General features: G+C 58.3%; 13 protein-coding genes. 2 read left to right on the forward strand and 11 right to left on the reverse strand.

Annotation, left to right across the window (positions count from 1 at the left end):
• Positions 1–44: 44 nt before the first annotated feature.
• The 9 genes from AC1DH9_RS17480 to AC1DH9_RS17520 all read right to left on the reverse strand — a co-directional run bounded on the left by AC1DH9_RS17480 (position 45) and on the right by AC1DH9_RS17520 (position 7,113).
• On the reverse strand, positions 45–650 hold the full coding sequence (locus tag AC1DH9_RS17480) for an START domain-containing protein (RefSeq protein ID WP_477808495.1): 606 nt from the start codon (positions 648–650) through the stop codon (positions 45–47).
• Between the two features lie 41 nt (positions 651–691).
• Entirely contained in the window at positions 692–946 is a 255-nt protein-coding gene (locus tag AC1DH9_RS17485; protein WP_427540412.1) for a YkgJ family cysteine cluster protein, read from the reverse strand.
• A gap of 166 nt (positions 947–1,112) precedes the next feature.
• Complete coding sequence (locus AC1DH9_RS17490; RefSeq protein WP_427540415.1) at positions 1,113–1,616, reverse strand: translation initiation factor 2; 504 nt, start codon at positions 1,614–1,616, stop codon at positions 1,113–1,115.
• 91 nt (positions 1,617–1,707) lie between these two features.
• Entirely contained in the window at positions 1,708–3,147 is a 1,440-nt protein-coding gene (locus AC1DH9_RS17495; protein WP_477808496.1) for an aminotransferase-like domain-containing protein, read from the reverse strand.
• A 200-nt stretch (positions 3,148–3,347) separates the two neighbouring features.
• Positions 3,348–4,160 (reverse strand): OmpA family protein, encoded by an 813-nt coding sequence (locus AC1DH9_RS17500; protein ID WP_427540418.1) that lies wholly within the window; start codon positions 4,158–4,160, stop codon positions 3,348–3,350.
• Positions 4,157–4,513 (reverse strand): DUF4398 domain-containing protein, encoded by a 357-nt coding sequence (locus AC1DH9_RS17505; protein ID WP_477808497.1) that lies wholly within the window; start codon positions 4,511–4,513, stop codon positions 4,157–4,159. Before AC1DH9_RS17505 ends, AC1DH9_RS17500 begins: the two co-directional genes overlap by 4 nt.
• A 9-nt stretch (positions 4,514–4,522) precedes the next feature.
• The gene (locus AC1DH9_RS17510; protein WP_427540424.1) at positions 4,523–5,347 is read right to left on the reverse strand and encodes a substrate-binding periplasmic protein; all 825 of its coding nucleotides are present in this window, start codon (positions 5,345–5,347) and stop codon (positions 4,523–4,525) included.
• 81 nt (positions 5,348–5,428) lie between these two features.
• A complete protein-coding gene (locus AC1DH9_RS17515; protein ID WP_477808498.1) occupies positions 5,429–6,358 on the reverse strand; it encodes an electron transfer flavoprotein subunit alpha/FixB family protein in 930 nt (309 codons plus the stop codon).
• Between the two features lie 2 nt (positions 6,359–6,360).
• On the reverse strand, positions 6,361–7,113 hold the full coding sequence (locus tag AC1DH9_RS17520) for an electron transfer flavoprotein subunit beta/FixA family protein (protein ID WP_477808499.1): 753 nt from the start codon (positions 7,111–7,113) through the stop codon (positions 6,361–6,363).
• Between the two features lie 292 nt (positions 7,114–7,405).
• On the opposite strand from AC1DH9_RS17520, the gene AC1DH9_RS17525 reads away from it, so the two are divergent.
• On the forward strand, positions 7,406–9,070 hold the full coding sequence (locus tag AC1DH9_RS17525; protein WP_103317628.1) for an electron transfer flavoprotein-ubiquinone oxidoreductase: 1,665 nt from the start codon (positions 7,406–7,408) through the stop codon (positions 9,068–9,070).
• 122 nt (positions 9,071–9,192) lie between these two features.
• Here the strand turns inward: AC1DH9_RS17525 and AC1DH9_RS17530 are convergent, their stop codons facing one another.
• Both AC1DH9_RS17530 and AC1DH9_RS17535 read right to left on the reverse strand, forming a co-directional pair.
• Positions 9,193–10,083, reverse strand: coding sequence for an AraC family transcriptional regulator (locus AC1DH9_RS17530; protein WP_427540430.1), 891 nt, complete (start codon positions 10,081–10,083; stop codon positions 9,193–9,195).
• Positions 10,084–10,093: 10 nt separating this feature from the next.
• Positions 10,094–10,264 carry a hypothetical protein gene (locus tag AC1DH9_RS17535; protein WP_427540433.1) on the reverse strand — a complete coding sequence of 57 codons (171 nt, stop codon included), beginning with the start codon at positions 10,262–10,264 and terminating at the stop codon, positions 10,094–10,096.
• On the opposite strand from AC1DH9_RS17535, the gene AC1DH9_RS17540 reads away from it, so the two are divergent.
• Complete coding sequence (locus tag AC1DH9_RS17540; RefSeq protein WP_427540436.1) at positions 10,263–11,315, forward strand: NAD(P)-dependent alcohol dehydrogenase; 1,053 nt, start codon at positions 10,263–10,265, stop codon at positions 11,313–11,315. The two genes, AC1DH9_RS17535 and AC1DH9_RS17540, sit on opposite strands and share 2 nt — an antisense overlap.
• Positions 11,316–11,518: the final 203 nt, after the last annotated feature.

Raw genomic sequence — 11,518 nt, forward strand, 5'->3', positions numbered from 1 at the left:
GAAAAAGGCCGCCGGTTGGCAGCCTCTTTGCCAAAAGCACGGTATTACTTCTCGGCGCGTGCTTTCAGGGCTTTCARGGTATTGAAGGGTGCATCGACCACAAACTTGTTGGCCAGCCACGACGGCACGCTACCACCTGGCTCGGTGTGAACCTGATAGGTCACTTCGACCTGGTCTGTACCTTTTGGAACAAACTTCCAGAAGCCTTGAACCTGGGTCACACGAACAAAACCTTTTTCTTCAGGCAGGTAGGTCGGCACACCTTCAAGCTTACGCGTCAGGCTGCCATCGGCGCCCTCGACAGTGGTCACGTGCAATACCGAATCACGCGCGGTCACCGGCCATGGAGTGCTGAACTGAGTGTAGGTCCAGCTTTGATCACCTTCGTGCTTGAGCAACTTCTGCACCTTGCACTCATGAATCCAGGCACACGCGCCGGGCACGTCTTCCTGAAGCGCGCGCAACTTGGCCACGGAGGTCTTCATTACGGTCACACCGCGATAGGCCTTGTACTGAGACCCGGTGACTTCACTCAGGGAAACCTTGATTCCGTCCTCATCCTTGGCAGTTTTCCAGTCTTCAGCCTGGGCTGTCGTGGCCAGCAGAACCGTCAAACCACACAACACAGCGACACGATGCAGCGAACCCATAGTCTTATTCCTTATTGTTGAAGTTCCGTTCGTTGAACACACTACGCCGCGGTCATTTTCTCCCACCAACCGATCAACTTGATGGCTTCTTCCCGGCTGTCGCCGCACACCTCGACATCCGCCTGAAACGCACCACAGACCGCTGGCCGTTCAGGCTTGCCGAAAATACTGCACAGATTATCGACAGACAGTTGCACACAACGTTCTCCCGCGGCTTTGCCATTTGGCATGCCGGGGATGGGTGTGCTGATGGAAGGGGCAATGCAACAGGCGCCACAGCCTTCACGGCAGTTCATGACGACACGCTCCTCGCGACGGGTAATGTGTTGAATAACGTGGACTAGGGTACCCGCTAAAACAGCCGTTTGAAATTGGCCGGATAGAGGTTTTTCGCTCAAACACGCGTGACTGACCAGTCTCCGACAAAGCGTCAGGTGCGCGGGTCACAGATCAATGCAGGTTTTACTGCTTGAACTGAAATTCCAGCGCCGCACCTTCGACTTCCCGGTGCTCTTCTTTGCGCATTTGCAACTGCATTTCGTTGCTGAGCAGGCGACCGTTAAGCTGGAACGGGCTGTCATCCCTGGTTTTTTCACCAAACATGGGCGGCAGTAAAGGAGCATGTTTGACTAGCGGAACGGTGCCAACAGGTTGCAACTGCTTGACCATGTCCGATGGCAGGCTCAAATCCAGCGTGGCCGGTGGCAAGTACGTGGTTCTGACCACTTCACTCGCGGATTTTGATTTTGAAGCAATCGGTGGGCGTTTTTTCGCTGGCGCCGGCTTCTTTACCACTTTGGTTTTTTTGACCGGAGCAGGGTTCTTTGCCGGTGCAACGGGCTTCACTTTTGCTTCAGACGTGCTGACGCGCCCCTTATCCAGAGCGGTCGCAGCCATCGCGCTGCCAGGAATGAAAACACTCAAGAGGCACGCCAACATCAAACCAGCAGGGAAAATCGCTTTCATGAACACTACAGCGCTAACGGCAGAGGGCCATATGCTCGCTTGTTGTAAGGTCCCTGACAAGCTCGCATAACAATCCAGCCCCCGGTGTGCGTCAAAAACCGCCTGCCGTCTCCTGACAAAGTTGAGTGGCCAGCATCCCGAGCGTCATCAGCGCCCGCTCGGCTTCACGATTCCACGGTGTACCGCAGTTCAAGCGAATGCAGTGATTGAATTGCTCGGTGTTACTGAAAATCAGCCCCGGCGCGATGCTGATGCCCTGCTGCAACGCACGTACATGCAGTTCCTGCGTATTGACCCGCCCCGGCAGGCTGACCCACAGAATGAAGCCGCCCGTGGGCCGGGTTATCTGCGTACCCTCAGGAAAGTACTGCTGCACCGCCAACTGGAAGGCGCTGAGGTTCTTGCGATACTCCTGGMGGATGTAGCGCAAATGACGATCGTAGCCACCGTTCTCCAGATAGGCCGCAATCCCCATCTGCGTCACGCTGCACGCCGAATGGGTGCTGAAGGTCTGCAGCCGCTGGATTTCCTGCTGGTACTTGCCGGCAATCATCCAGCCGATGCGCACGCCGGGTGACAGGGTCTTGGAGAAACTTGAGCAATAGATGACCCGATCCAGTCGGTCATAGGCTTTCAGCGATTTGGTGCGGCCTTGCTCGAACATCAATTCGCCGTAAATATCGTCTTCGACAATCTGGATATCGAAGTCCGAAGCCAGACGCAGCAGCTGTTTTTGCCGTTCTTCCGGCATGGTGCCGCCCAACGGGTTGCTCAGGCGCGTGGTCAACACCAACGCCTTGATCGACCATTGGTTGGCAGCCAGTTGCAAGGCTTCCAGGCTCATGCCCGTCGCCGGGTCACTGGGGATCTCGATGACTTTCAAACCCAATAAATCGGCGAGCTGCAACAAGCCGTAGTAGGTCGGCGACTCTGCCGCGATCAGATCGCCGGGACGCGTCAGGACGCGTAACGACATTTGCAGCGCATCGACGCAACCATGGGTGATGACCACTTCCGATGGGTCGACCACTACACCGGCATCTCGCATGCGGATCGCCACCTGGCGACGCAACGGCTCAAACCCCGGGCTGAACATGTAACTGAACGCCCGCGGGCTGTGGAACCGCGTGACCTTGGCCAATTGCTGGTGCAGTGCCCGCACCGGCAGATAGTCGACACTCGGCACCGCCGCGCCCAGCGGGAACACCCCTTCGCGACGCGACTCGACCAACACTTGCTGAATGATACTGCTGCGCGTGACCAGGCCGGGGCGTTCGACACGCGCAATATCCGGCGTCGGCGCGGTGAGTGCCGGGGTCTGGTGGACGTAGTAACCCGACTGCGGGCGTGCGCGAATCAGCCCCTGGTCTTCGAGGTTGGCATACGCCTGTAGCACTGTCGCGTGGCTGACATTGAGCTGCGAGCTCATCTTGCGCACTGAAGGCACGCGCTCGCCGGGCTGATAGACACCACGCCGGATATCCTCAGCCAATTGCTGAGCGATACGTTGATAGAGCAAGAGATTGGTCATGACGCAGCACTCGATTTCACGGGCATTTTATTCTTGTGTGAAACATTACCGGAACAGTTTAGAAGTGTACTGGGACAGTTGCCACAATAGTCGACCGTACAGTGCAGTGACAGCAAAAACTGTACTGTTTTGCGGGTCATTTCGCAGGTATAAAAAAACCCGGCACCGCTGAGGGGCCGGGTTTTCCAGTAACGCTGACCTTAGCGGGCAGCGCCGAGCTGGCCTTTTTCGTCGGAGAACACAATTTCGACCCGACGGTTCTGCGCACGCCCCCGCTCGGAAGCGTTGGCCTCTACCGGGTATTCATCGCCGTAGCCTTCGACCTGAATGCGCTTATCTTCGATCCCCAGATCGATCAGCATGTCCGCCACCGACTGGGCGCGATCACGAGACAGCTTGAGGTTGTCCTGCTTGCCGCCGGTGCTGTCGGCATAACCTTCGATACGCACCACACGTTTGGGGTTGAGCTGCAGGAACTGGACAATTTTCAATACGGTGCGATTTGCCGAGTTTTTCAGCTCGGCTTCACCGGTGTCGAACAGTACATCCCCCAGGGTCATGACCAGACCGCGATCAGTCTGGGTCGTCGCCAGGTTGATGATTTGCTCTTCCAGCCATTTTCCCTGTTGTTGCACGCTGAGCAGTTTGTTCTCGCGCAACGCCAACTGCAGGCGCTGACGCTCCAGCTCAAGCTTGGCCCCACGTTCGTCATTCAGCGCTTGCTCGGTGTGCTGGCGAGCAATTGCGCTGTAACGCTGACTCAGGTAAGCGTAATGCTTAACATCCGGGCCGCTGCCCCAGTAGGTCGACAGGCGATCAGCCCGGGCAAGGGACTCACCCGCACGAATCACGTCCTTGGGCGCGATGCGCAGCACATTCGAATCTTCCTTGACCTTCTGAAAGTCAGCGCTGGCTTGTTGCAAAGCCGCCGCGCTGTGTTGACCTGCGCAGCCGACAAGCCCCGCGCAACCCACCAGCAGCAAACCRCCCAGAATGGTGTTTTTCAGGCTCATTGGGCATCTCCCAGTTGCTTGCGCAGGCGAGTGATGCGGGTGTTGAGCACGTTCAGCTTTTCCTGACTTTTCACTGTCAGAACCTTGGCCTCGGCCAGACGCGCGTCCAGCTCTGCCTGTTCGGCCTGCATGCGCGCATCCTTGAACGCTTGAGTGGTCATGTCGRCCTTAGCCTGAGCGAACTTGCCTTCAGCGAGTTTCAGCTCTGGCACGTCTTCAGTCGTTGCCCCGACAGCGGCAGCCTGCTCCAGGGCCCGTTCGGTCAAACGCAATTGTTCATTCGGCGCCGGATCGGCAGCACAACCCGCCAGAGCCATAACGGCCAGGACAGCGAAAAGAGGTCGAAGAGTCACTAAAAATCCCTACTGTTTTGGAGTGCTGACGGGTTGCTGCAAGTGTGCTTTCCAGCGCTCCAGATTGCGCTGCAGCACGGCCTCCGTCAGGCCGGACGCGGGCAATTCTGTCATCTTTTTCGACAACTGTCCGCGTAACCATGGATCGTTGCAGGCAGAGTTGCGGGAAATGGCGAGGAACAGCCCCGGCCGGTCAATCGGCTGCGGATACGCCTGCACATCGTTGGCCATGCCCAATGTCTGTGCCATGGCCATCCCGGTATAACGTCCGGCGAGCACATAGTCCGCCTCACCCAGTAGCAATTTCTGAAAAGCCTGTGTCAGGTTCGGCAGGCTCATCAAGGTCAATTGCTCTTGTGCGTATGCCTCGAACGGTTGTGTCAAACGAGCCTTTGCCGAGACTGCGCCAACATGCCCGCGCAAATCCTGCACCTCGTTGTAGACCCACGCCGAGCCCTTGCGGGTCCAGACCAGATAGTCGTTTGCCAGCAACGGTGGCTGGATGTAGTCCAGTGATTCGAGTTGATTGTCGATCAGAGGCGCGTCGGCCAGCATGTCGATACGCCCGCTGCGCACTTCATCCAGTGCCTGGGATCGATTGCCGGCGTACAGCAACTCGACCTTGATCCCCAACTCCCCCGCCATCCGCTGCAACAAGTCGGCGCTGGTACCGATCAAGTGTGTCGGGTCTTGCGGGTCTTGCCACAGATACGGTGGTGCATCCGGGCTGCCGGTCACCACCAGACGCTCGCATTTGCCCGCAGCGACTGACTGCAAGGGCAAAGCCGACAGGCTCAGCAGCACCCACAAGCCGCTCCAGCAACGCAGATCCATGGCGTATTTCCCCACACTCAAATCGCAGACAATAAAAAACCCGGCCAAAAGGCCGGGCTCTTTATAAGTCAAGCCGCTGGATTAGACCAGCTTCTCAAACTCGGGGATGGCTTCGAACAAGTCCGCCACCAGGCCGTAATCGGCCACCTGGAAGATCGGAGCTTCTTCGTCCTTGTTGATCGCAACGATCACTTTGGAGTCTTTCATGCCAGCCAGGTGCTGGATCGCGCCGGAGATACCGACGGCGATGTACAGCTGTGGTGCAACGATCTTGCCGGTCTGACCGACCTGCATGTCGTTCGGCACGAAACCTGCGTCGACCGCGGCGCGGGAAGCGCCAACAGCAGCGCCCAGCTTGTCGGCCAGGGCGTACAGGTGCTTGAAGTTGTCGCCGTTCTGCATGCCGCGACCGCCGGAAACGACGATCTTGGCAGCGGTCAGTTCCGGACGATCGGACTTGGCCAGTTCTTCGCCAACGAAGCTGGAAGTGCCAGCGTCGTGAGCAGCCGCAACCGCTTCAACGGCAGCCGAACCACCTTCAGCGGCAACCGGGTCGAAACCGGTAGCACGCACGGTGATGACTTTTACCGACGCGTTGGACTGAACGGTAGCAATGGCGTTACCGGCATAGATTGGGCGCTTGAAGGTGTCAGCGCTTTCAACCGAGATGATCTCGGAGATCTGGTCAACGTCCAGCTGTGCGGCAACGCGCGGCAGGATGTTTTTACCGTTGGAGGTGGCGGCAGCCAGGATATGGCTGTAGCCCTTGYCCAACTCCGCTACCAGCGGAGCAACGTTTTCTGGCAGTTGGTGTGCGTAGGCAGCGTTGTCGGCGACCAGCACTTTGGCCACGCCAGCGATTTTGGCGGCAGCTTCAGCTACAGCGCCAACGCCCTGACCGGCAACCAGCACGTGGATGTCACCACCGATTTTGGCGGCAGCCGCCACGGTGTTCAGCGTGGCCGGGGCCACTGCTTTGTTGTCGTGTTCGGCGATTACCAAGATAGTCATGATCAGATTACCTTCGCTTCGTTTTTCAGTTTCTCGACCAGTTCAGCCACCGACTTGACCTTGATGCCTGCGCTGCGTGCAGCCGGCGCTTCGACTTTCAGGGTTTTGTTGGTAGAGGCGGTGGAAACGCCCAAAGCGTCAGGAGTCAGCACTTCAAGCGGCTTCTTCTTGGCTTTCATGATGTTTGGCAGGGACGCGTAGCGCGGCTCGTTCAAACGCAGGTCGGTGGTGACGATGGCCGGCAGTTTCAGCGAAACCGTCTGTGCACCGCCGTCGATTTCGCGGGTCACGGCAACGTTGTCGCCAGTAACTTCGACTTTCGAAGCGAAGGTGCCCTGACCGTAACCGCTCAGCGCAGCGAGCATCTGGCCAGTCTGGTTGTTGTCGCTGTCGATGGCTTGTTTGCCAAGGATCACCAACGAAGGCTGTTCCTTGTCGACAACAGCCTTGAGCAGCTTGGCAACGGCCAGCGAAGTCAGGTCTTCAGCGGATTCGACGAGGATGGCGCGGTCTGCACCCAGAGCCAGCGCGGTGCGCAGTTGCTCTTGAGCGGTGGACGGGCCGATGGAGACGACGACGATTTCAGTCGCAACACCTTTCTCTTTCAGGCGTACGGCTTCTTCCACTGCGATTTCGCAGAAAGGGTTCATCGACATCTTGACGTTAGCGAGATCGACGCCGGAGTTGTCCGCTTTGACGCGAACCTTGACGTTATAGTCGACCACTCGTTTGACAGCTACAAGACTTGAAACCAACAGTCAGCCTACGGCGAGCGCAAAACCGACCGTATCTTGACCGGAACACCTATTCCGGTCAATACGCCAAAATGGCCAGTCATAAGCCGCGCTTCTTTGATTTCTCTGGGCTGGAGCAAATTCAAACAAACGTTTGTATTGGACGCTAAGAGTGGTGTAGATATAATGCGCCGCCTAGAGAGAAAGGTGGCTCATCGATTGTCCTCTCCCAGCGTTGTGCAGGGATTCATGGATGCGACACCAAACCTCCAATTAGAAAAAAAACTGTTGAGCCTTGAGTAGGAGATAACCTGTGGAACGCGAATACATGGAATTCGACGTGGTCATCGTCGGTGCCGGCCCCGCTGGTCTTTCCGCCGCCTGCCGATTGAAGCAGAAGGCCGCCGAAGCCGGTAAGGAAATTAGCGTCTGCGTGGTCGAAAAAGGCTCCGAAGTCGGCGCTCACATTCTGTCTGGCGCGGTGTTCGAACCTCGGGCGCTGAACGAACTGTTCCCGGACTGGAAAGAACTCGGCGCACCGCTGAACACTCCGGTCACTCGCGATGACATCTTCGTTCTGAAGAACGCCGATGGCGCGATCAAGATTCCAGACCTCTTTGTGCCCAAGACCATGCACAACGAAGGCAACTACATCATCTCCCTGGGCAACCTGTGCCGCTGGCTGGCCCAGCAGGCCGAGAACCTGGGCGTAGAGATCTACCCAGGCTTCGCCGCTCAGGAAGCGCTGTTCGACGAAAACGGCGTGGTTCGCGGGATCATCACCGGCGACCTCGGCGTTGACCGTGAAGGTAATCCAAAAGAAGGCCTGTACACCCCAGGCATGGAACTGCGTGGCAAGTACACGCTGTTCGCCGAAGGCTGCCGTGGCCACATCGGCAAGCAATTGATCAAGCGCTTCAACCTGGACACTGATGCCGACGCCCAGCACTACGGCATCGGCCTGAAAGAAATCTGGGAAATCGATCCGGCCAAGCATCAGCCAGGTCTGGTGGTGCACACCGCCGGTTGGCCGCTGGACATCATGGGCACCGAAAACACCGGTGGCTCGTTCCTCTATCACCTGGAAAACAACCAGGTTGTAGTCGGCCTGATCGTTGACCTGTCCTATAGCAACACTTACCTGTCGCCGTTCGACGAGTTCCAGCGCCTCAAGCATCACCCGGTGCTCAAGCAGTACCTGGAAGGCGGCAAGCGCATCAGCTACGGCGCCCGCGCTATCTGCAAAGGTGGCCTGAACTCGCTGCCGAAGATGGTTTTCAAGGGCGGCGCGCTGATCGGTTGCGACCTCGGCACCCTGAACTTCGCCAAGATCAAAGGCAGCCACACCGCGATGAAGTCCGGCATGCTCGCCGCTGACGCCGTGGCGGATGCCTTGTTTGCAGGTTCCGAAGGCGCTGATGAACTGAACAGCTACGTTGAATCGTTCAAAGCCAGCTGGCTCTACGAAGAACTGTTCGCCAGCCGCAACTTCGGCCCGGCGATCCACAAGTACGGCGCTATCGTCGGCGGTGGTTTCAACTGGCTCGACCAGAACATCTTCGGCGGCAAACTGCCGTTCACCTTGCACGACACCAAGCCGGACTATGCCTGCCTCAAGCTGGCGGCCGACAGCAAGAAGATCGACTACCCGAAACCGGACGGCAAACTCAGCTTCGACAAACTCAGCTCGGTGTTCATCTCCGGTACCAACCACGAAGAAGAACAGCCTTGCCACCTGAAGCTGGCCGACGCGAGCATCCCGATCAGCAAGAACCTGCCACTGTACGATGAGCCTGCTCAACGCTACTGCCCGGCTGGCGTATATGAAGTGATCACCAAGGAAGACGGCGAGAAGCGCTTCCAGATCAATGCCCAGAACTGTGTGCACTGCAAGACCTGTGACATCAAGGACCCTGCGCAGAACATCACCTGGGTAACGCCGGAAGGTTCTGGCGGCCCGACTTACCCGAACATGTAAGTCGTAGACTTGAACATCAAGGCTCCCGAACGGGGGCCTTTTTGTTGCCTGGAGAAAACGACACCCCCCTCCGTAGCAGCTGGCGAAGCCTGCTGCTACGGAGACCTCGCGGCGCCTGAAATCTAAGCCACCCGCTCATCTCCCGGATTACGCTCGAAGTAGCGCTTGTACTCGCGACTGAATTGCGACGTGCTCTGATAACCCACCCGATGCGCAACCTGCGCCACTCCCAGCCCTTCCGACAGCAACAACTGCTGCGCCTTGAGCAATCGCAAGCGCTTCAAATACTGCACCGGCGACAACAAGGTGCTGCGCTTGAAATGCTCGTGAAAGGTCGACGTACTCATGTTCGCGCAACTGGCCAGCGTCTCGACGTTCAGCGGCTCGGTGAAGTGCGCATGCAAATGACTCAAGGAAGCCGCAACCCGGGCAAATTGCCCCTGCTGCTCGACCAACGCCCGCAGAACATCAGCCTGCGGACCGCGTAACGCCACGAACAACAATTCACGCAACCGAGCCTGCCCCATGACCTGACACTCCAGCGGATCGTGCAGGCAGTGCAACAAGCGCTCGACACAGCCACGCATGCCGTCATCGAGTACCGCCGAGGTCATGGATTCGGGTGTTTGCGCAGGCGTATTGCGCCCATGCACCAACCCCATGGCCAACACCAGTTCGCCCAAAAGCGCGCGGTCGATGGCAATCGAAACCCCGAGCAATGGCGCATCAGCCATGGCAAACGTTTCGCATTCGAACGGCACCGGCAGCGCCTGAATCAGGTAATGCCCGGCACCGTATTCCAGCGTACGCGCTCCCAGGTAAGCGACTTTGCTGCCCTGGGCAATGATCATCAGGCTCGGCTCATAGATCTGCGGACCACGCGCCACATCGCAACTGGCTCTGAGTACGTGCACGCCGGGCAAGCGTGTCGGCACGAAACCATCACGGGTCGCCAACGGCTGAATCAGCCCAACCAGCGCGGCATTGGCATCGAGATGACGGGTCAACAGCATGGCAAAAACTTCACGAAAAAAGGGATGAAAGCATCATCGCAGGTCTGAGCGCCAATGCGACCGTTCCACCAAGGATGCCGGAGGAATAGGCATAAGACGCGGAGGAATCGTCATGGCCGGTGAAGCGGACGGCGCGGAAAATCCCCCACCTCCCCGTCACTGCTTTTACGAGGTTCACCATGTACACCGCCATCGGTTACGCCGCCCAGTCGGCCACCACTCCCCTCGCCCCGATGACCTTCGAACGTCGCAGCCCGCGTGCCGACGACGTAGCGATCGAGATTCTCTACTGCGGCGTCTGCCACTCCGACATCCACCAGGCCCGTAACGAATGGGGCATCGCCGTTTACCCACTGATGCCCGGCCACGAAATTGTCGGCAAAGTCACCGCCATCGGCGCCAATGTCACCGCCCACAAGATCGGTGATCTGGTTGGCGTCGGCTGCATGGTCGACTCGTGCCGCCACTGCGAAGCCTGTCACGCCGACCTCGAACAATATTGCCTCGAAGGTCCGACCATGACCTACGCGACGCCGGACCGGGTCGACGGCAGTAACACCATGGGCGGTTACTCCGACAGCATCGTGGTCAGCGAGCACTTCGTCGTACGTATCCCCGAGACACTCGACCCGGCCAGCGCTGCACCGATTCTCTGCGCAGGCATCACCACCTACTCGCCGCTCAAACACTACGGCGTGAAAGCCGGTGACAAAATCGGGATTCTCGGCATGGGCGGCCTCGGTCACATGGGCATCAAGTTTGCCAAAGCCATGGGCGCTGAAGTAACGCTGTTCACCCGCTCGGCGAGCAAGGCCGAAGAAGGTCGCCGCCAGGGCGCGGACCACGTGATCGTCTCCACCGATGCCGAGCAGATGAAGGCTGCTGCAGGACAGTTCGACTTTTTGCTCGACACCATTCCGGTGCAGCACGATCTCAACCCCTACCTCGATACGCTGCGCTTCGACGGCGTGCACATCCTGGTCGGTCTGATCGAGCCGATCGACCCGCCCATCCACGCCGCCAAACTGGTGCTGGGTCGTCGGGTGCTGGCCGGTTCGTTGATCGGCGGTATCGCAGAAACCCAGGAAGTGCTGGATTTCTGCGCCGAGCACAACATCACCTGCGACATCGAAATGCTCGACATCCGCCAGATCAACGAGGCTTACAGCCGCATGATCGCCGGTGACGTGAAGTACCGCTTCGTCATCGACATGGCGACCTTGAAAGCCTGAACAGACTCCAGTGGCTTAGCCTCTGGTCCCTAGCTCCGCCGATAGCCGAGCCGTGACTCCTTTGACCAGGGGAATCAGCTCGGCTATCGGCGGAGCTAGGGGACTTTCGTTCATTGCCTTCGATACAGCCGTTTTTTTGAGGCTGCCCCCAAACACCTAGACCCAACCACCATCGACGATGAAGTTTTGCGCCGTACACATGG

It is taken from the genome of Pseudomonas sp. 05T35, assembly GCF_056396605.1.